Raw genomic sequence first — 20,173 nt, 5'->3', positions numbered from 1 at the left:
GATGAACAAACATATGGAGATGACGGCAAGACAATTTTTTGTTTTAACGTTCGGCTTGACCATCGGCACATCCATTCTCGTGACGCCGGCCGGTTTGGCCCAGGGAGCGAGGGAGGATGCCTGGATCGCTTCTTTATGCAGCCTGGCGACCAATATCGTCATGGTTGCGCTGTATATCGCGCTGGCCCGGCTATATCCGGGAAAAACGATGTTCGAAATCAACGAAGCGGCGCTGGGCAAATGGCCGGGCAAAGCGTTGACGCTGCTGTATTTGTTCTATTTTCTCATTCTTACCGGCACGCTGCTCGGCAATCTGGGCTTTTTTCTGTCCACCGAAATGATGCCTGAAACGCCGATTGAGGCGATTCAGCTCCTGTTTTTGATTGCGGCCGTTATGTGCGCCCGCCTGGGAACGCTCATTTTGGCTCGGGTCGGCGAGCTGATGTTTCCGTGCATCGTCTTTTTCTTTCTCGTGCTCGTCGTGACGCTCGTTCCGCAAATCGAGTGGAATTATATCAAGCCGGTCATGGAGGACGGCTGGAAACCGGTCGTTAATGCCGGATTTCGCTCCGCGATGTTTCAGGAGCTGGTCGTGCTGCTGATGTTTTTTCCGCTGACCGGGGAGAAGAAGGGCGGGGAGAAAGCGTACTTGGGAGGAGCGCTTTCCGGCGGGCTCGCTCTCGGAATCATCGTGCTGCTTTGCGTGCTTGTCCTCGGCATCGAGCAGACGGAAAACAGCGCCTTTCCGGCCTATGCGCTGGCCAAGGCGATCAATGTAGGTAATTTTTTCCAGATGGTCGAAGGCATTTTGATTACCATTTGGATTTTGACGTTTTTCATTAAAATATCGCTGCTCTTTTTGTCCATCCTGAACGGATTGCGGACCCTGTTCGGCATGAAAGACCACAGCGTCCTGATCTATCCCTTGGCCGTCCTGTTTATCGTCGTCGCCTGGAATACTTATCTCAATACCGTTTATGTCGGGGAAATTATTCAAAAGGTATGGGCCGGATACTCGCTGTTTTATTTGCTGCTGTTTCCGTTCGTTCTGTATTTGGTCGGCCTCGTCCGGACGAAGCTTTCGAAGTCGGGAAGATCGTAAATTTGAACAAATATCCCGCAACAATTTAGTCGCGATTACAATAAACCTCACACAAAACTTTCAATCGCGCGCAAGAACGGATAAGATAGGATCATAATCACATTCGATGTCTTGTTTCATTACATCAATTCGCCTCCTGCGGTCTGCGATGAAAGGTATGATCTATATGAGTTTGGAAGCTTTGAACGAACGAGTCAAAAGCGATCTTTCCTATTTGGCTTTCGGAGGGGCGAACTGGGTCCATCCGCGTCGTCATTCCGACGGCCGCGTATATGACGTCGTGATCGTCGGCGGGGGACAAAGCGGCCTCGGCATCGCGTTCGGCCTGCTGCGCGAACGGGTTTCGAACATTCTCGTCATCGACGAAAACCCCGAAGGAACCGAAGGGCCGTGGGAAACGTACGCTCGGATGGTAACGCTTCGCACCCCGAAGCATTTGACCTCCATCGACCTCGGCATCCCGTCCTTGACGTTCCGCTCCTGGTGGGAAGCGCAGTTCGGCCCGGAGGGCTGGGAAGCGCTGGACAAAATTCCGCGCGGAGACTGGATGAATTATTTGCGCTGGTATCGGAAGGTGCTCGGACTGCCGGTTCTCAACGAAACCAAGCTGAACCTGATCGAACCCGTCGGAGAAGGGCTTCACCGCCTGCATGTCGAAGGCGCGGGCGCGCCGTCGGCATCGCTGCTTGCGCGCAAAGTCGTGCTGGCGACCGGCATCCAGGGCGGGGGGGAATGGCACGTGCCGTCTATGATTGCCGACCGTTTGCCGTCCCGCCTGTATGCCCATACCTCCAAAGCGATCGATTTCGCCGCGCTGAAAGGGAAAAAGATCGCCGTTCTCGGCGGCGGGGCATCGGCCTTCGACAATGCCAACTTCGCGCTGGCGGAAGGCGTGGGCGAGGCGCACGTTTTCGTTCGGCGCCAGGAGCTGCCGCGCATCAATCCGATCCGCCAAATGGAAGGCTCGGGCATGATCGAACGATTCCCGACGCTGTCGGATGCCGAAAAATATGCGGTTATTTCCCATTTTTTCAAGCATAATCAGCCGCCGACCAACGATACGTTCAACCGTGCGGCTTCCTGGCCGGGCTTCCGCCTTCACCTGGGCGCGCCTTGGCTGAATGTGGAAGAAGCGGGCGAGCAGGCCGTCGTCACGACGCCTCAAGGCAAGTTCGCGTTCGATTTTCTGATTATCAGCACCGGCTTGATGACCGATCCTGCGCTGCGTCCGGAACTCCGGCTGGTCGAAAGCCATATCGCGCGTTGGGGCGATCGTTACAAGGCTCCGGCGGAAACGGCCAATCCGTTGCTGGACGCCCATCCGTACCTCAGTCCGGGCTTTGCGTTTTTAAGCCGCGGCGAGGAAGGAAAGCCGCTGCTGCACGGCCTGTTCTCGTTCACGTATTCGGCGCTCGTCAGCTGCGGGGTATCCGCTTCGGCGCTTTCCGGCATGAGATACGCGATACCGAAAATCGTATCCGCGATCGCGGACCAGCTTTTCCTGGACGACCGAGACGCGATTTTAAGCCATTATTTCGCTTATAACGAACATGAGTTTGTCGGCGAATGGCCGCTACCGGAGCAGGCTTGACCGAATGGGCGCAAACGAAAATAGCGGATCGAGCTTTCGGAACACGGGGGAGAAGTCGGGGCTTCTATAACCCGAATTTCGGTACGGCTATTTCGCGAAGCGAAATCGAACGCGAATCGGAAGCTCCGGGAATAAGCTCCTCCTTTTCCGGGGAAACTCCCGACAAGCAAGATGGATGATGCTTGAAGCAGGAGGAGCGAAAATGGCCAGAAGAGGGTCCAGACGGCATGTCGTACCGGGAGCCGAGCAAGGGCTGCGGGAATTCAAGGCCGAAGTGATGAAGCGGGAAGGATACCGGGTCGATCCGAACCGTCCCGACGACGTCAAGTACGAAGTCGCCGATTCGCTGGGCGTTCCGCTGGAACCCGGCGGAAACGGGGAGCTGTCGACCGAATCGGTCGGAAACGTCGGCGGAAGAATCGGCGGCCCGATGGTGCGCGAGCTGATTCGGCTGGCCCAGGAGCAGCTTGCGAAGCGGTCGAAGGAGTAAGGCAAAGAGCATGGCGCGCAGCCGGGACAAGCGTCCGGGGAAGGCGCCATGCTTTTTTTAAATAGGGACGGGAAGTTAAACTTCACCGTGCGAAAGCGCTCTGGCAGCTTGCGTGGCATGAGAACGCCGCTCGCGTTATCCAATCTGAAGCCGGTTCGGCTCTTCGCGGGTCCAGTTGAGTCGTGATGACTCACCTCACCCCGCCATCCGCATGCAGCGTACGCAGTAGAGTAAAAATGACTCCTTTCATCGCCTCCGAGCGCACGCAAACGGTCCTGAGTCGTGTGCCGGTCGTCTTGTTGGCCAAGTAGCGCACCGGGTGCGCTACTTTCGCATCGCTGCTGCCAAACTCCCTCCATGTAACGCACTGGGTGCGCTACATTCGCCATGCCAGCGTGAAATGGCCTCCATGTAGCGCATTGGATGCGCTACATTCGCCATGCCAGCGCCAAATGGCCCCCATGTAGCGCACTGGGTGCGCTACATTCGCCATGCCAGCGCCAAATGGCCCCCATGTAGCGCACCGGGTGCGCTACATTCGCCATGCTAGCGCCAAATGGCCTCCATGTAGCGCACTGGGTGCACTACATTCGCCTTGCCTGCGCCAAACTCCCTCCATGTAACGCACTGGGTGCGCTACATTCGCCTCGCTGCTGCCAAACTCCCTCCATGTAACGCACTGGGTGCGCTACATTCGCCTCGCTGCTGCCAAACTCCCTCCATGTAACGCACTGGGTGCGCTAAATTCGCCATGCCAGCGCGAAATGGCCTCCATGTAGCGCATTGGATGCGCTACAATCGCCTTGTCTGCGCCAAACTCCCTCCATGTAGCGCACCCGGTACGCTACATTCGCATGGGCAGTGCCAGGCCAGCGTTAGCACCGGTCAGGGTTCGGCCGGTTTTTCTTCTTTTTCGGCAGATGCGCAGAGTTGTCGGCCAGCTTGTCCCCGAATTGATCCAGCCGGGAAGGGGAGGACGCCGGTCCGTCGTTATCCGGCTTGTTGTTGCGTCCCGTCATCGTCGTCACCTCGCTTTCGGTAAAAATGTCCGTCTCGGAGAGTTTTTCCAAAAAGCGTTCCATCATACCCGCACCCGCATTCGACCTTCAGGAGTAGGGGACGGCGGCAACCGCAAATGCTCCGGAAAGCAAGGACGAGCTGCGGCGAGAGTGCCCGGGCGGCCGGAGTTTCATCCTGATCCGCGGGATTAAAGCGACCGGCGCTTGAGCCCTTGCTCTGACGTTTCGACATCAATCGGTTTCGAACTCCCGGTTTTTTCTTGAGGATATACGCCGGGCCGTCCCGGAAGCCGAGTACGGCGGCTCCCGGGACGGCCCTTTGCTTACTCCCGATCTCGATAATGCTCGTCCACCGCATCGTAAAGCTTCGCCTGCTTCAAATAGCGCTTCGGCGCCAGAAAAGTGACGGTAATGACGCCGGGGTGGCGGCCGATTTCGATCGAGCCGGTAATCGTGGCCCGGTTCATGATTTCCGGAACCGTGACGTCGAACAGCTTGGCCGCGCGGGCGAGTCCGTTGTCGGTCGCTTCGTTCAACGATTTGCCCGTTCCGACGACGGACAGCGGGAGCGAGGTTTCCGTCTTCTTCAGCTTCCATTCCTTCGCGAGCGCTTCTGCCGCGAGCCGTTCCGCCGCGGTAAGGGGCTTCGCCGTATAGGGCAAATCCTCTACGTTCGGCAGCAAAATCGGTCCTTCCAGGTTCACGCCCTTCAGCACGCGAACCTGCAAATGGACGATTCCCGCGACGTCGGCCGTATGCCCGGCAATTTCGCCGTCGCCTTGCATCGCGTGCATATCGCCTAGGTAAACGCCGCCGCCGGGAACTTTGACCGGGCAAATGACGGTCGCGCCGGCGCGAACCCGGCTGATGTCCATATGCCCGTCCGTGCGATGCTCGTTCAGCTCGTCCTCGGTCACGGCATACGCATGCGGCGCGCCGACGAGAAACGAGCCGAAATCGCCGGCATTGTGCGAATCGGGCAGCGCCTTGGAGGGCGTCGTGCCCAACTGGCCCAAAAACGGCCTCATCCGGGCCACGACGCCGACGAGATCGTGCGGGGCGAACGTGACGATCGGGTTTTGCACCGAATGATCCGGCGTTCGCATATAGCGGCGGCCGTCCTCGGCAATCCGCTCGGCCGCTTCCTTCGGGAGCGTGACGCCGACCAGGCCGTCTTTATCGAAAGCAATCGTATAACCGTTCGTAAAAACGAAAGGCGTAATGTCGGAATCGCAGCCGGAGCAGCGCACCGCTTTCGGGCCGATGCCCTTGACGACCGTTTCCGGATGCAGGGTGCCGCACTCCGGGCATTTCACGGCGACGAAAGGATCGCCCAGAAACCGGCCTTCCACCGGCTTGTCGTTCCCCGACGAAGTGGCGATCGAGGTCACTTCGATCGATTTGATATGGATGACGATCGCGTCGCCGACCTCCGCCCCTTCGACATAGACGGGCTTCGTCACTTCGTGGCCGCCCTTCAGGCACGGCGTGATCATCGGGCCCCAGCATCCGGGAGCCGTGTTGGCGATGATGCGGCCTCCGTCCTTGACCGGGCCCAGCATTTCTTTTTCAGGGTCCAAAATGCCATCCGTGAAGGTGTTGACGAACAACGTTTCTACGGCTTGGTTCATGTATTCCGGCCTCCTGTTTATGAAATGTACCGCTTCGTTCATTATATAAGAAAAATTTGGCAGGGGATAGGCAGGATGATGCTGCTAATCGATTCAAAGGCATAGGACCTTGGTCGCGATGCGCCGAGCGGCATCTGCATATTTCCCCTCGGATTTCCTATTTTTCTCAAATATTTTTTCTTGTATGATTATGGAATGTATAGGAAAATGCCGAAATCCTCGGCCGATCACCATGAATTTTTTGGAGGGGCAACAATGAACAAAAGAAGACCGACGGCAAAAAAGGTTTGGATCGCTTCCATCGCTTTCGCGTTAAGCTTCGGTGCGGCTATTCCTTGCGCAACGGCGGCGGACGCGGATTTCATCGCCCGGATGACCGGACAATACGACGCGTTCGAGCAAAAGCATCGCGAAACCTACAATCGTTATCTCCAAGAAGAACGAAAATTGTACGATACGTATCACGCACAAATGACTGCGGTCTACGACAAGCTTTTGCGGCTGGCCCAAGAGGATTTGAACAACATGACGTCCGTTCTTGAAAACGATATCCGAAAGCTGAAACAAAGCTATGACGACAACATCGACGCGTTCCGGGCGTACGAGAGGGCGGCGGACAAGGACCGCGCGGGCGAGCCGATGGACCTGTACGAAGACGCGATGGATCCGAATCAAGCTGGAAGCCCGATGGACCTTTTTGAGGACAGCTTGAATCCCGATTCCGCGGGCGAAGCGACGGATTTGTACGACGACGAGCTCGATCCGAATTCGGCGGGCAGCGCCCTGGATCTGTACGAGGACGACGTGAACCCCAGTTCGGCCGGCGGCGTCATGGACGTTTTCGAAGACGTTTCGTCCGTCCATTCGGCCGGAAGCGTCATGGACCGTTACGAGGACGGAGACCTTTCCCTGGCCGAAGCGGAAAAGCTGATGGCCGAAGCGCTGGCCAAGGCGGAAGCCGATATGGGCAAGCGGATCGAAGAGACGAAAAAAGCGGTTCAAGCAAGGAAAAACGAGTCGCTGCGGGACATTCGCGATGCGTGGCTGAACGCGAAAAACTCGATTTTGCAGCAGCGCGAGAAAGCGATCGCCGAGGCGTCCTCCGCGCGGGAGAAGCTGACCGGAACGGGCATTCAATTCGAGCCGCTCGTTCCGGACGACTGGATTACGGTTGTCGTCGACGGCGATTTCATGATTTTCGAGCAGCCGCCGGCCGTCGTCAGCGGCAACACGCTCGTTCCGATGCGGGCGATTTTCGAAAAGCTCGGGGCCACCGTGGTCTGGAAAGCCGCGGATCGGTCGATCGCCGCCAAAAAAGGAGAGACGTCCATCTGGCTGCAGCTCGATAACGCGAACGCGAAAATCGGCGGCAGCGCCGCGAAGCTCGATGCGGCGCCGAGGACGATGAACGGCAGCACGATGGTCCCGCTCCGGTTCGTCAGCGAAGCGCTCGGCGCGAAGGTCGATTGGGACGAGACGCTGAAGACGATCGCGATTGCGTCCGCGTAGAAGGACTTCCATTACGAAGAACCGCCGGAACGGTCGATCCGGCGGCTCTTTCTTTTTTTTCGGTCATATCGCCGGGCCTGTACAAATAAAATGATGGAAAGGACGGAGCGCAATCGGCTAACGCAATAGAATTTTGAAAACGGGAACGAGAGGAGGGAGCGGGAATGGACCGGGAGGCTCCGGACATCGCCATACTGGGCATCGGCACGGCCGTTCCGAACTATCGGCTGGATCAATCTGACACTTCGCGAAGGTTGGCGGAGGCGCTGGGCGAAAATTCCGATCCGGCCCGCTGGGCCAAGCGAATATTCAGGCAATGCGGAGTGGAAACGCGCTATACGTGCGAACCGAACTTGCTCGAACCGGCATCTAGGTGCCGCTACTTTCCGCAAACGGGCGAGCCGGCTCCTTCGACCGCGGAACGGATGAAGACGTACAGGCGGGAAGCCGTGCCGCTCGGGCTTCAAGCGGCCAGGCAAGCGATGCTGGACGGCAGCGCGAAGGCATCCGAAATTACCCACCTGATTACGGTCAGCTGCACGGGGCAGTTTCTTCCCGGGCTGGATGCCGTTATTAGCCGGGAACTGGGACTTTCGCCGGAAACAAGCCGGATCCCGCTTACGTTTCTCGGATGCGCGGCCGGCTTGAAAGCCGTAGGGTTGTCGCTGCAGGTCGTCAGGGGGCAGCCGGACGCCAAAGTTTTGATCGTCTGCGTCGAGCTTTGCACGCTGCATATTCAGCCTTCCGCCGGGCGCGAGGCGTTGTACGCGGCTTCTTTTTTCGGCGACGGGGCATCCGCCTGCATCGTCGGTTGTCCCGGTCCGGACGACCGGGACGTTTTTCGGCTCGACGGCCATCGATCCGTTCTATTGCCGGAATATGCGGAGGAGATGGTATGGGAAGTCGGCGATTACGGGTTCGATCTGTACCTCTCCCCGGCGATTCCGAAGCGGATCGGCGGGTGGATTCCCGCGGAGATCGCGCGGTTTTGCGCCGGAGACGCCCGGCCCGAGCTGTGGGCGATTCATCCCGGGGGCCGCGGAATCGTCGACGCGCTGCAGGAGGCGCTGGAGCTTGACGACGGACAAACGGGGCCGAGCCGGACGGTTCTCCGTCAAAACGGCAACGTATCGTCCGCCACCATTTTATTCGTGCTTCGCGAGATGAAGCGGGAGTTAAAACGAAAAGAATCCCGCGCGAGGCCCGCGATCGGACTCGCCATGGCATTCGGTCCCGGCCTCGCGGCGGAAATGCTCAAATTCGCTTATGTGCCGTCCGTCATGCCGCAAGGCCAAGGCGCGGCGGCGGCCGGAGGCGCCCTTGCTTGACCGTTTGCGGCAGCGGGCCGAACGGCCCGAGCTGATGGACGATTTTTCGCGCGGAGGGACCGAACTGAGGGTCGCCCTGCGGCACCTTCGCAGGCTGAACCGGCTGTTCGGGGCCGCTTCGCCGACCCTGTACGGCGTCAGGCGATTATGGGAGGAAGCGGGCCGGCCGGGGCGCTGGACGCTGCTGGATATCGGGGCGGGCTCGGGGGATGTGAACCGCCGCCTGCTAAGGTGGGCGGATCAAAACCGGATCGACCTCCGGATCACGCTGGCGGACAGGACGGAGGAAGCCTGCGAGGAGGCAAGGCTTTTGTTTCGCCGCGAGCCGCGGGTGACGGCGATCAGAAGCGATTTGTTCGCTTTGCCGGAAGCTTGCGCCGACGTCGTCACCGGAACGCAGTTCGTCCATCATTTCGCGGCGAGCGAGCTTCCGCGAGTGGTCGGGCGCATGCTCAGGTCCGCCCGCTTCGGCGTCGCGATCAACGACATTCATCGGCACTGGATTCCGTGGACCGCGGTTTGGCTGGCGACGAGAATTGTGTCCGGCAACCGGTATATCCGAAATGACGGTCCGCTGTCGGTGGCAAAGGGCTTTCGACCGGAAGATTGGGACGAGCTCGGAGCGGAGCTGGGGATTTCCGGCGCGTTCTATTCCTGGCGGCCTTTGTTCCGCTATGCCGTCGTCATTCGCAAAAACGAAGCCGGAACCGGCAAACGGGGTTGAGAGAATGGAGCGCTTTCGGGATGTGGCCGTATTGGGGGCGGGGGTTGCCGGGAGCGCCGCCGCCAAAGCGTTGGCGGACAAGGGATGGGACACGCTCCTTCTCGACCGGCATTCGTTCCCGCGGCATAAGGTTTGCGGAGAATTTCTTTCGCCGGAAGCACAAGGAACGCTGCAGGCGTTGGGATTGTGGGACACCGTAACGCCGCTTCGGCCGAGCCCGATCGATCTTGCGCGCTTGGCCTTCGAACGCGGCCGCCCCGTGGAAATCCCGCTTCCCGGCAGCGCCTTCGGGATCAGCCGGCATGCGCTCGACTTCGCGCTTCACGCCGCGGCGCAAGCGTCGGGAGCGGAGGTGCGGACCGCGACGGCGGTGCTGTCCGTCGCTCCCCGCGAGGCGGGCTATGCGATCGAGACGAGGCAGGGGGGAAAGGTTGTCACGCATTACGCGCGGGCCGTCATCGCCGCGTGGGGGGGCCATCGCCGGCCGGAGCTGTTCGGCAATCGATCGGGGAAAACCGGAAATACCGCCTACATCGGCGTGAAGTCTCATTTTCAGGGAATCCCTTCGGAGCCGGCCGTCGAGCTCTATTTTTTTGCCGGAGGCTATTTGGGCATTTCCCCCGTTGAAGACGGGATCGTCAATGTGGCCGCGCTGCTCGAACGGAACGCGTTTCATGGAAAGGCGACGTCGATTCCCGGCTTGCTGGAAGCGGCAATCGGCCAAAACGCCAAGCTGCGGCAGAAGCTTGCCCGAGCCGTCCCGGTTCCCGGCGCGCAGGCGGCCGTCGCTCCGGTCGGGCTAGGCCGCAAGCCGGTTTGCTGGGACCGGATCCCCCACATCGGGGACGCTTCGTTCCTGCTTCCGCCGCTGTGCGGGGACGGCATGTCGATGGCGCTTCGTTCGGCCCAGCGATGCGTTTTCCAAGCCGACCGCTATTTGCGGGGGGAAATTTCGCTCTCCCGCTGGCGGAGCGAATACATATGCGCGATTCGGCGGGAATTCGGAGGGCCTTTGCGGTGGGGACGGCTGCTGCAATGGCTGGTGGGCGTGCCGGGCATGCCGCGGATGCTGCCTGCGATCGGACGTCTCGCGCCGAAGCTGGCGCAGAACACCTTTCGGGCGACCCGCTGGAAAGACAACGGATCGTAAGTCCGTCATTTCGTTGCGCGGGGGAGATCGGCCATGGGCGGTTGCCGGCTAGTCGTCGTTCCGTTTCGGCATCCGAAAGCCGTCATTCTGATCTGGCTGCTGCTTGCGGCCTTCTTCGGATGGAACGCCCAAAAGCTGCCCGAAGCGCTGAAAGACCACGGGCTGACTCCGAACGGAAGCCACGCCCGGGTGCAGCAATTATTGGAGGAGAACTTTCATATCGCGAAGGATCCGGTCATCGTCGTTTTCGAGAACCGGACGGATGCGCCGGAAGACGTCTTTCGCCGGTTTATCCGGCATGCGCTTTCGCGGCTGCAAGGGATCGACGGGCTGACGGAAACGGTATCCCCGCTCGACGGGGAAGGGATGCTCCGCGGAAACGTCGCATACGCGCTTCTGGTCTTTCGCCAGCCCGCCCATGAATTAAAGCCGGCGCTGGCGGAATTGCGAAGCCGCTTGCCGGCCGGCGGCGGCATGACGGCGGCGCTGACCGGCAAAGCCGTCGTCCAGGCGGACGTGAACCGGGCAAGCGAGCGCGATTTGCGAAAAGCGGAGCTCTTGGGCGTTCCGCTTGCTTTCCTCGTTCTTTGTTTCGCTTTCGGAGGAGCCGTCTCCGCGGCCGTTCCCGTCATCACGGGCGTCGTCGCGGTTGCCGTCGCGATGGGCATGACGGCCTGGATCGGGACCAAGCTCGAGCTGTCCAACTTCGTGCTCAATGTCATTCCGATGGCGGGACTCGCATTAAGCATCGATTTCGCGCTGATGCTCGTCAGCCGGTTCCGGGAGGAAGCGGCTCGGGCTTCGCCCGAACAGGCGTGGGCTCTAACTGCGAAAACGGCCGGGAGGGCCGTCGTCTATTCGGCGGCCGGCTTTTTTGTCGGCCTGTGCGGGACGCTGTTCATTCCCCTGCCGATGTTCCGAAGCGTCGCGGCGGGGGCGATGGCGGTACTCGGGGTCTCGGCGCTGCTTTCCTTCACCCTCGTTCCGGCTCTTCTTGCCTTGCTGCGGGCGCGAATCGCAGCCGAAGCCGGGAGGCCCGCCGGAAACGGGGAGCCGGCGGCGCTTTGGCGCGCGTGGCCGAGCTTCGTGCTGAGGCGGCCCGTCCGCATGGCGCTGCTCGCTTCGCTTGCGCTAGCCGGCTGCTTGCTGCCGTTAAGCGGCATGAGGGTCGCCGTTCCGGATGCCGCTTCCTTGCCGCGCGGCTACGACTCCCGAATCGCCGCCGAGATTTTCGAAGCGAATTTCGCTCCGCCGTCCGCTTCGCAAGTCTACTTCGTCGTGCAGGGGCGGGGCGACCGCTTGACCGAAGCGGAATGGCTGCAGGCGCAAGCGCTGGCGGAGCGCCTCGCGGCCGATCCGTTCGTTCGCCGGGTCGATTCGGTCTTTTCCCGCCAGGCTTCTCGGCCGTACGCGAACGGCAACCGGCTGCTTTTCTACGTGACCGTCGGCGGGGAACCGGCCTCCGGGGAAACGATGGACTGGCTCCGCAGCCGGGAACGGGACGGAGAGACGTCCGATATCCGGTACCTGATCGGAGGCGAAGCGAAGTATGAGCAGGAAGTGTACGATGCGATTTTCCGAAACCTGAAGCGCGCGCTGCTGTTTATTTTTGCCGCAAACTTCGTCGTCCTGTCCGCCGCGTTCCGCTCCGTCCTACTTCCGGCGAAAATGATCGGGATGAACCTGCTCAGCATCGGGGCTTCGTTCGGCATTTTGGCGTGGCTGTTCGAACGGGGGGCTTTCGGCATGGAGCCGGGTCCCGTCGCGATCATGATTCCCGTCTTTATATTCGGGCTCGTCTTCGGCATCAGCATGGATTACGGGGTGTTCCTCGTGTCGCGCATTTACGAGGAATATCGGCGAACGGGAAACAACGACGAGGCGATCCGGGTCGGTTTGGCCTCGACGGGCCGAATCATCACTTCGGCGGCGGCCATCATGATAGCGGTCACGGCGCCGTTCGCATCGGGCGACGTCGCGGGGGTCAAGCAGCTCGGGATCGGCATCGCGGCCGCGATTTTCATCGATGCGACCGTCATCCGGATGATCCTCGTCCCCGCCTTGATGAAATGGCTGGGCAAGTGGAATTGGTGGGCGCCGGGATAGTATACTACGGCTATGACTCTTATTTTTCATTTGGAGAAGCGATATGGGATTAAGGGAGCGGAAAAAAGAAGAAACGAGAAAGACGCTGCTGGAACAAGCGGGGGCGCTGTTCGCGGCCAAAGGCTACCAGAACGTCACCACGGCCGAAATCGCCCGGGAAGCGGGCATCGCGGAGGGCACGCTGTTCAATTATTTCCGGAACAAAGGCGAATTGTTCGTTGCGGCCGTCATGCCCGAGCCCGCCATCGAGACGTTTCGCGGCGCCGAATTGGAAGATCCCAGTCCTCGTCGGCTGGCCGCGGCCATCGTGGACATGCTGGACGGGGAGCTGTCCCGGTTCGAGCGCGTGGAGAAACGGATGCTGCAGGATTATTTTGCCATCGTATATGGCGGCGCTTTGGCGGAAAGCGCGGAGGCGCGGGCGGGGTTGTTCGCGGCGGACGAGCGGATGCTGGTTCGGGTGCGTTCGTTTCTGGAAGCCCAGAAACAGGCGTTTTCCGCGCGGATGGCGGGTTTCGATGCGGATCTGGCGGCGTCCTGCATCTTCGGCTGCGTCGTCACGCTGATGAATCAATACGTGCTGATCGAGGGGTATTCCTATGCGCAATTCAAGAAAACGATGTTCGACCAGATTTCGTTCATTTTGACGGGGCATGTGGCATCGCCGTAAGTGCCTGCCAAGCATCGCTGCGCCATTTTCGGCCGGCGGTGTTTTTTTTGTTCGGAAAATGCCGGATGACAGAAGCGAGTTCATCGAGTATACTCAAAATATGAGTGCACTCATAAATGTTGCAGTGAATCAGGGAAGGAGCGGGGAAAAGTGAAAAGCCGGGTTCGGATTGAATGGGAGTACGACGGGAAAACCGATTTCTCCTCCGGAACGGGGGCTTATCCGTCGGAGAAAGCGTTGGGGCTTCTTTCCGCGGCCGTGATCCCCTGTTTTTTGCTCTATCTGGCGCATTCGGGCGCGGTCGAATGGAACGCCTTGCAGCTCGCCGTCGCGCTCCTGCTCGCGTTTGACGTCGGCGGCGGCCTCGTTTCGAACGCGCTGAATTCGTGCAAGCGATTTTACCATACCCCGCCGAAGAAGAAGGAGGGCAAGCTCGGCTTTGTTTTGAAGCATCCGGTCCTGTTCAGCGTCTTCCACGTTCATCCCGTCGTCGCCGGTCTGCTGTTCGGGGAGCGGGACTGGACGTTCGGCCTGCTCTGGTACGGTCTGTTTCTGGCCTCCGTCGCCGCCGTGTTGCGAACGCCACTTTATTTGCAGCGTCCCGTCTCCATGCTGCTGATCATGCTGTCGTTTTTGGTCAACGCGTACTTGATCGAGCCGATCGCCGGCTTCGAATGGCTGATGCCGCTGTTGTTCATCAAAATCGTGTACGGCCATCTTGTCAGGGAAGAGCCTTACCGCAAGTAAGGAGGAAATGCCTTGAAAACAGTGCTCGTGGCCGGGGCGTCCGGCTATTTGGGGCGTTACGTGGTCCGCCGTTTTAAAGAAGAAGGTTATTGGGTCCGGGTGCTCGTCCGCGATCCCGCCCGCCTTAACGCGAGGGGGGCCCATTTGGAGCCGGCGATCGGGGAGGAAGCGGACGACGTCTTCGTCGGCGAGATTACGCGGCCCGAAACGCTTGCGGGCGTATGCGACGGCATCGACGTCGTCTTTTCTTCCGTCGGCATCACCCGTCAAAAAGACGGTCTCGCCTTCGACGACGTCGATTATCAAGGAAACGTCAACTTGCTCCGAGCCGCGCAACGAAGCCGAACCGCGACCCGGTTTCTGTTCGTTTCTGTTTACGAAGCTTCGCGAATGCTTCATCTGGACATCGTGAACGCTCGCGAACGTTTCGTTTCCGAATTGGCCGCCTCCGGCTTGTCTTATGCGGTGATAAGGCCTACCGGTTTTTACTCCGACCTTGCCGGGCTGCTTCGCATGGCGGAACGGGGCGTCGTCTTCCTGATCGGCGACGGCCGATATCGCCTGAATCCGATCCATGGGGCGGATCTGGCGGAGCTTGCTTTCCGGTCGGTCGGGCGCCCGGTCCGAATCGTTTCGCTGTCTCCGCGATTCGTACGCATCGCGCTCCGACTGCTGAAGCCGTTCCATAAAAGGCTGCACGGAACGCTTTCCTTTTTCGCGGAGGCGATGCAGATGGATCTGGTTGCCCCGAGGCATGGAAATTATCGGTTGAAACCGTATTTCGATCAGGTTAAGCTTGTCATGAGAGAGACGACCGAAGGGTCGGCCATCGAATCGGAAAAACGGGAGGAATCGAAAATGAAGACGATTAGCCGAATGATGGATCATCTGTATTGGGCGAACGGGCGCATGCTGGACGCGCTCGATGCGAGCAAGACCGAAAACAAAGACATTCTCAAGCTGGCCCGCCACGTTGCCGTCGCGGAGCAAGTATGGCTTTCCCGCCTGGAAGGGAGAGGCAGCACGCAGTATGCGTTATGGGAAGACGCGGAAGACGTGGCAACGCTGAAAAAGATGTTCGCGGAAAACGAAAAACAGTACAGACAATATATCGGCCGGCTCGAGGAGCGCAACCTGGACGAGATGGTCGAATACGCGAACCAGAGCGGCGTCCCGTTTCGAACTTCCGTCCGGGATATTTTGACGCAAGTCGCCCTGCACGGCCAATACCATCGCGGCCAAATCAACCGGGCGCTGAGAGGCGATTCGGCGGAGCCCGTCCAAGTGGATTTCATCACGTTCGCAAGGCTGGAGCAGTAGCAAGCCCGGTCCCGTCAGAAGGCTTGAAGGGCAACGAAAACGGATGCGATCATGACGATCAGTCCGCCCGCCTTGCACATGAAGTAATAAAAGTCGCTCGGTTCGGGATCGTTCACCCAAAGCCTTTAAGACAAGGAAAAAAGAATATCCTGCAATTTCCGGTAACGATAGCCGCACCGCCCGAAAATCAACAGAGCCAGCCCCAGGAACAAAAAGCCGGGCGAACCGGGCGCACGGTGATACTCTTATGTAAGTTTTGAAATCCGCACAGAAAAGTCGAAGCGCCGCATAGGGGGCTTCGACTTTTCTGTGCGGATTTCACTTTTTGCGCTGCAAGGCTTTACGGGTCCGATTGATGTTCGATTCGAATTGAACGTCGATGCGCGCATAGACGCCGTCAGGATTGCTTGCGGACCTGTCCGCATTCGAAGGGAAATTAAAAGCGGCAATCACGATATCGTTTCGGCCTCTGCGAAGGAAGCGGACGATATCGAACGATCTTCCCGGATTAAAAAATGAGGAATTGGACTGCGGGTTATCGATCGTGACGGCTCTTCCGTTAATGAAGACGATGGCGTAGTTGTCAACGGCCAGAAATAAGGTTGCGCTGTCTATTTCTTCGATATCCCTGTTGATCAGGAATCTTCTGGCGACCGCGGCCGCCGGTCCATTCGGGTCGTTTCGTCCCCAAACGTAGGATCCGCCTGCCTGCGGCGCTACCCATGCCGGGTTTCGATCGATTTGAAGCGCGTTTACCCAACTGCTATTTGTTTGGATAACGGTTCTCGTCTGCTTGACGACGGCGGGCTTTTGCGAATTCAACGATTTTTGGGCGGAGACCAGCATGCTGCTCACGCCGGAGGCGGAGATTCCGGTTCGTTTTGCGGGCGCTTGAACTTTTTTTCGCAGGGTTTGCCTGCTTTTTTCCGCGGTTTTTCCGACAGCTCGTTTGTACAAGTTTATCCCACTTCCCTTCAAGTTGTTCCTTATCATCAATATGAGACTAGCAGCCGTATGGAGAGGGACAAATGAAAGAGTCGAAATTCATCATTTTTCATGGCTATGGAGGGGAGCGTTTCTGCGGATGGGCAGGCCGACGAGAGCATCCGGAAGAAAAATAACGCGTTCGACAAGAAACCCTCTTGCTTCCATGCCCGAATCGCTTACAATAGAAGGGAATTCCGATGGGGAGAGGAGCGATAAGTACATGCAGTATACGTATCTCGGACGTTCGGGGCTCAAGGTCAGCAAGCTTTGCCTCGGCACGATGAATTTCGGGGCCGAAACCGACGAGAAGGAAGCGTTCCGGATTATGGACGCGGCGCTCGATTCGGGCATCAACTTTTTCGATACGGCCAACGGCTACGGAGGCGCCGGGCATCAGGGGCGGACGGAGGAAATTATCGGACGCTGGTTTGCCCAAGGCGGCGGACGCCGGGAAAAGGTCGTGCTCGCGACGAAGTTTTACGGCATCATGGGCGACGAAAACGACGGTCCGAACGACGAACGGGGACTGTCTGCGTATAAGCTTCGCCGTCATTTGGAAGGCTCGCTGCGCCGGCTCCGGACCGATCATGTCGAGCTATATCAAATGCATCACGTCGACCGCAACGTCTCCTGGGACGAAATTTGGGAGGCCTACGACGTCGCGCTGTACCAAGGCAAAATCGGATACGCGGGCTCGAGCAACTTCGCGGGCCGCGATCTCGTCAAGGCGCAATACGAAGCGGCGAAACGCAACAAACTAGGACTCGTGTCCGAGCAGCATAAATACAGTCTGCTGTGCCGGCTGCCCGAGCTGGAGGTTCTGCCGGCCGCCGAGGAGCTGGGCATCGGCGTCATCGCCTGGAGCCCGCTGGACGGCGGCTTGCTCGGAGGCAACGCGCTGCGGCCCCTTCCCGGATCCAACCGGTCGGGCAACCCGGACCGCGTGGCGAAGCACCGGCCGCAATTGGAAGCGTTCGAGAAGCTGGCGCGGGAATTCGGCGAAAGCGAGGCCAACATCGCGCTCGCCTGGACGCTGCTCCACCCGGCGATGACCGCCCCGATTATCGGGCCGCGGACGCAGGAGCAGCTGGAATCGGCGCTGAAAGTCGTCGACATCGAGCTGGATGCGCCGACGCTGGAACGGCTGGACGAAATTTTCCCCGGTCCCGGCGGCGAGGCGCCACAAGCCTACGCCTGGTAAACCGCGCAAAAGGCAGCTCGTTAAAAAAGCTTTCCCGAAATCGGCCTCCGCGCCGTCCGGGAAAGCTTTTTTGATCCCCGGGGATGCACTCCACCGCCATAACTTTCCCAATGCTCTTCAGCGAGGTGAAGAACTGTAAATTCCGCCAATGTAAAAAAAGACGATCTTGCAGCCGCCAAGGCCGCAAGACCGTCCTGCGTTCATACCGAGATTTCCGCCCACACCTCGTCATCGACATGCAGCGTAATTTGGGAAGAGTAGACGCGCTGGTTGTATTCCGTTTCCATATAGCGCATGATCGCTTCCTTCAAATTCGCTTCCACCAGAAACCGGCTGCGGCCCTGGATCCACGTCTCGGCCGTGAAGCCTTCGTGTTCTTCCCACGACAGCTCCACTTCAACGGCCGTAACGGGAACTTCGTACCGCTGCGCCATGTTCAGGCAAACGGCGTTTACGATCTCGTCCATCGTAATGCGCATTGCCAATTACCACCTGTTGGCGTCTTGCGGGCGGTGCTGCTCGTCGCGGCGCTTCCGGAAGTATACGAATGCGGCGCGGATCAAGGCGATCACCGCGACGATCGCGAGCACGTTGACGAGCAGTCCGAGGATTTCGCCGAAGAAGCCCATTCCGCCGAACAAGCCGCCGAACAGCAGGCCCGCGAGACCGCCGATCATCATGCCCTTCATGAAGCTGCCGCCGCTGAAAAAGCCGCCTTTTTGCGTCGCGGTCGAGCCGGCCGTCGTTCCGGACGACTTCGTTCCGGTTCCCGAGTTGCTGCTTTGCACGTTATCCTGGGCTTTGGAAGGCGTTTGCGAAAATGACTTCTTGCCGAACGATTTTCTCGCGGCGTCGGCCGAGTCGGCCGGAACCGTTACCGCGACCGTAAAGGCGAACAATCCGAGCACGAGCAAAAGTTTCTTCCACATGTAATGCGATTCCCCCTGCAAAAAGTGATAGTTGGTGTCATAATGGATATACGGATCATATCGTTCGCGGTTTCAAAAATAATAATTCGCGAAATGGATTTTCGAAGGAGCAAAACGAATGGCGAATTCCCGTTACCCGGAAGAATATATCGAATACCTGGCGGAATATTTCGGTTCGCGCGATTTTTTCGAATGCCATGAAATTATGGAGGAATATTGGAAAAAGACGCCCGATTCCGAATGGTCCGTCTGCTGGCTGGTGCTCATCCGCCTTGCCGTCGTCCAATATCATGCCCGAAGGGGGAACGGGGCGGGGGCGGCCAAGCTTCTTGCGAAAGCGTCCGGAGAAGTCCGTCCCGACCTGATGGACCGCCTGGGACTTGACGGCGCCGAACTTGAGCGGATGATCAAGGACAAGCTGACGGCATGGAGCGGCGGCGATGCGACCTATGAAGAATTCGAGCTGCCGATCGCGGACCCGGAGCTGCTGAGGCTCGTTCGCACCCGCTGCGAAGAGAAAGGCTGGGGCTGGGCGACGCCCCGGCAGCGCGTTCCGGACGACATCGTTCACCGCCACCTTCGGCGGGACCGCAGCGAAGTCGTTTCGGCTCGCGCCGCCGCGGCCGAGCTGAAGGCCGCAAAGCGAGAGAAGGGCGAATGAATCCGGCGAGCGGAGCGGATTCGAACGGCGGCGGATGCCGTCAGGCGGACGTTCGGGCGGCAATTCCGTTTCGTCCGCTCTTATCGGCATCCCCTTCGCTCAGCACGGCTTCCGCCGGCTCGGAAGCCGGGAGCGCGGCATTTTGTCGGCATCGCTAGCGGGTAGATCTGCGCTTTGTCGGCACCCGCAAGCGGGAGCGATCGACCGGCGCGAAGCTTCTGAACGAAGGGGATACCGATAAGGAGAAAAATACGCGTGAATGGGACCATGAACCATCGCCCCCCAAAAAAAGAACCCCCGCCTGAGAGGAGGGACCGAACGACGCCGCTGCGAGCCCGCAAACGCGGGTTGGGCGACGACGGTCCGGCAGGTCCGCTTCAAGCAAGGGGGATTAGGCTCCCTCCGATTGCCGCTCCAAATATTCGTACCCGTTCGTGACGAGCTCGAGCTTGCCCGTTGCCGGATGGATGATCAGCCCGTGAACGGGGGTGCCCGGCGGCAGCAGCGGGTGGTTGCGCACGATGCCCACGCTGTTTTCCACGCCTTCCCGCACGTTTTCGAAGCCTTGGAGCCAGCGGTTGAAGTCGACTCCGGAATGGCGCAGCGTCTGGATGACTTCCTTCGAAATGCCGCGTTCCTGCATATGGCCGACGACCCGGTTCGGATCGAGGCCGGTCATGCCGCAATCGTGGTGGCCGATGATGAACACTTCGTTGGCGTTCAGCTCGTAAAGCGCCACGAGCACGCTCCGCATGATGTTGCCGAACGGCGCCGTAATGATCGCGCCCGCGTTTTTGATGATTTTGGCGTCGCCGGAGTGCAGGTTCAGCGCGTTGGGCAGCAGCTCCGTCAGCCGGGCGTCCATGCAGGTGACGACGACGATCCGCTTGTCGCCCTGGCGGCCGGGCGTCAGCTTTTCGTAATTTTTTTGTTCGACAAACGCTTCATTGTAGGCCAAAACCTCTTCCAATCTCCGCATGCTCGCTCACCTTTCCTTTAAAAACATAT

20 protein-coding genes are annotated in these 20,173 nt (G+C 59.3%); 13 read left to right on the top strand and 7 right to left on the bottom strand.

All coding sequences use genetic code 11. The annotated features are described in order from the left end of the window. The first annotated feature begins 1 nt into the window (after nt 1). The 3 genes from B7E11_RS24430 (at nt 2) to B7E11_RS24420 (ending at nt 3,183) form a co-directional block, all read left to right on the top strand. Nucleotides 2-1,102: a GerAB/ArcD/ProY family transporter gene (locus tag B7E11_RS24430; RefSeq protein ID WP_080839693.1), complete on the top strand. Its 1,101-nt coding sequence runs from the start codon at nt 2-4 to the stop codon at nt 1,100-1,102. A gap of 166 nt (nt 1,103-1,268) precedes the next feature. Continuing rightward, nucleotides 1,269-2,693 (top strand): flavin-containing monooxygenase, encoded by a 1,425-nt coding sequence (locus B7E11_RS24425; protein WP_080840994.1) that lies wholly within the window; start codon nt 1,269-1,271, stop codon nt 2,691-2,693. A gap of 202 nt (nt 2,694-2,895) precedes the next feature. Beyond that, entirely contained in the window at nt 2,896-3,183 is a 288-nt protein-coding gene (locus tag B7E11_RS24420; protein WP_080839691.1) for an alpha/beta-type small acid-soluble spore protein, read from the top strand. 875 nt (nt 3,184-4,058) lie between these two features. Here the strand turns inward: B7E11_RS24420 and B7E11_RS24415 are convergent. Further along, a complete protein-coding gene (locus tag B7E11_RS24415; protein WP_139787302.1) occupies nt 4,059-4,265 on the bottom strand; it encodes a hypothetical protein in 207 nt (68 codons plus the stop codon). Nucleotides 4,266-4,525: 260 nt separating this feature from the next. Then, nucleotides 4,526-5,833 carry an acetamidase/formamidase family protein gene (locus B7E11_RS24410; protein ID WP_139787301.1) on the bottom strand — a complete coding sequence of 436 codons (1,308 nt, stop codon included), beginning with the start codon at nt 5,831-5,833 and terminating at the stop codon, nt 4,526-4,528. Between the two features lie 255 nt (nt 5,834-6,088). On the opposite strand from B7E11_RS24410, the gene B7E11_RS24405 reads away from it, so the two are divergent. The 8 genes from B7E11_RS24405 to B7E11_RS30000 all read left to right on the top strand — a co-directional run bounded on the left by B7E11_RS24405 (nt 6,089) and on the right by B7E11_RS30000 (nt 15,387). After that, on the top strand, nt 6,089-7,342 hold the full coding sequence (locus B7E11_RS24405) for a copper amine oxidase N-terminal domain-containing protein (RefSeq protein WP_176220883.1): 1,254 nt from the start codon (nt 6,089-6,091) through the stop codon (nt 7,340-7,342). Nucleotides 7,343-7,506: 164 nt separating this feature from the next. Further along, complete coding sequence (locus B7E11_RS24400; protein WP_080839686.1) at nt 7,507-8,670, top strand: type III polyketide synthase; 1,164 nt, start codon at nt 7,507-7,509, stop codon at nt 8,668-8,670. Further along, nucleotides 8,663-9,394 (top strand): methyltransferase domain-containing protein, encoded by a 732-nt coding sequence (locus tag B7E11_RS24395; protein WP_139787300.1) that lies wholly within the window; start codon nt 8,663-8,665, stop codon nt 9,392-9,394. Before B7E11_RS24400 ends, B7E11_RS24395 begins: the two co-directional genes overlap by 8 nt. 4 nt (nt 9,395-9,398) lie before the next feature. Beyond that, nucleotides 9,399-10,544 (top strand): NAD(P)/FAD-dependent oxidoreductase, encoded by a 1,146-nt coding sequence (locus tag B7E11_RS24390; protein ID WP_080839682.1) that lies wholly within the window; start codon nt 9,399-9,401, stop codon nt 10,542-10,544. A gap of 33 nt (nt 10,545-10,577) precedes the next feature. Next, the gene (locus tag B7E11_RS24385; protein ID WP_080839680.1) at nt 10,578-12,650 is read left to right on the top strand and encodes an MMPL family transporter; all 2,073 of its coding nucleotides are present in this window, start codon (nt 10,578-10,580) and stop codon (nt 12,648-12,650) included. 43 nt (nt 12,651-12,693) lie between these two features. Continuing rightward, nucleotides 12,694-13,320, top strand: a complete 627-nt coding sequence (locus B7E11_RS24380) for a TetR/AcrR family transcriptional regulator (protein ID WP_080839678.1) — start codon at nt 12,694-12,696, stop codon at nt 13,318-13,320. Between the two features lie 150 nt (nt 13,321-13,470). Further along, on the top strand, nt 13,471-14,067 hold the full coding sequence (locus B7E11_RS24375; RefSeq protein ID WP_080839677.1) for a hypothetical protein: 597 nt from the start codon (nt 13,471-13,473) through the stop codon (nt 14,065-14,067). Between the two features lie 21 nt (nt 14,068-14,088). After that, on the top strand, nt 14,089-15,387 hold the full coding sequence (locus B7E11_RS30000; protein ID WP_245809868.1) for a DinB family protein: 1,299 nt from the start codon (nt 14,089-14,091) through the stop codon (nt 15,385-15,387). 14 nt (nt 15,388-15,401) lie between these two features. Here B7E11_RS30000 and B7E11_RS31135 read toward each other — a convergent pair whose 3' ends face one another. Both B7E11_RS31135 and B7E11_RS24365 read right to left on the bottom strand, forming a co-directional pair. Further along, entirely contained in the window at nt 15,402-15,503 is a 102-nt protein-coding gene (locus tag B7E11_RS31135; protein ID WP_483862435.1) for a DUF6199 family natural product biosynthesis protein, read from the bottom strand. Between the two features lie 202 nt (nt 15,504-15,705). Beyond that, a complete protein-coding gene (locus B7E11_RS24365) occupies nt 15,706-16,233 on the bottom strand; it encodes a hypothetical protein (RefSeq protein ID WP_245809867.1) in 528 nt (175 codons plus the stop codon). A gap of 361 nt (nt 16,234-16,594) precedes the next feature. Here B7E11_RS24365 and B7E11_RS24360 point away from each other — a divergent pair, with 361 nt between their 5' ends. After that, nucleotides 16,595-17,575: an aldo/keto reductase gene (locus B7E11_RS24360; protein WP_080839672.1), complete on the top strand. Its 981-nt coding sequence runs from the start codon at nt 16,595-16,597 to the stop codon at nt 17,573-17,575. Between the two features lie 200 nt (nt 17,576-17,775). Here the strand turns inward: B7E11_RS24360 and B7E11_RS24355 are convergent, their stop codons facing one another. Together B7E11_RS24355 and B7E11_RS24350 are read right to left on the bottom strand one after the other, a co-directional pair. After that, complete coding sequence (locus B7E11_RS24355) at nt 17,776-18,054, bottom strand: DUF2653 family protein (RefSeq protein ID WP_080839670.1); 279 nt, start codon at nt 18,052-18,054, stop codon at nt 17,776-17,778. Nucleotides 18,055-18,060: 6 nt separating this feature from the next. Next, nucleotides 18,061-18,504 (bottom strand): hypothetical protein, encoded by a 444-nt coding sequence (locus B7E11_RS24350; protein WP_080839668.1) that lies wholly within the window; start codon nt 18,502-18,504, stop codon nt 18,061-18,063. Between the two features lie 118 nt (nt 18,505-18,622). Between B7E11_RS24350 and B7E11_RS24345 the strand changes: the two genes are divergently transcribed. Then, the gene (locus B7E11_RS24345) at nt 18,623-19,165 is read left to right on the top strand and encodes a DUF309 domain-containing protein (protein WP_080839666.1); all 543 of its coding nucleotides are present in this window, start codon (nt 18,623-18,625) and stop codon (nt 19,163-19,165) included. Nucleotides 19,166-19,556: 391 nt separating this feature from the next. Here the strand turns inward: B7E11_RS24345 and B7E11_RS24340 are convergent, their stop codons facing one another. Further along, nucleotides 19,557-20,144 carry a beta-class carbonic anhydrase gene (locus B7E11_RS24340; RefSeq protein WP_080839664.1) on the bottom strand — a complete coding sequence of 196 codons (588 nt, stop codon included), beginning with the start codon at nt 20,142-20,144 and terminating at the stop codon, nt 19,557-19,559. Nucleotides 20,145-20,173 lie beyond the last annotated feature (29 nt).

Source organism: Cohnella massiliensis (genome assembly GCF_900169535.1).
GTDB classification, from domain to species: domain Bacteria; phylum Bacillota; class Bacilli; order Paenibacillales; family Paenibacillaceae; genus Cohnella; species Cohnella algarum.
This window is presented reverse-complemented; position numbering and strand designations above follow the sequence as displayed.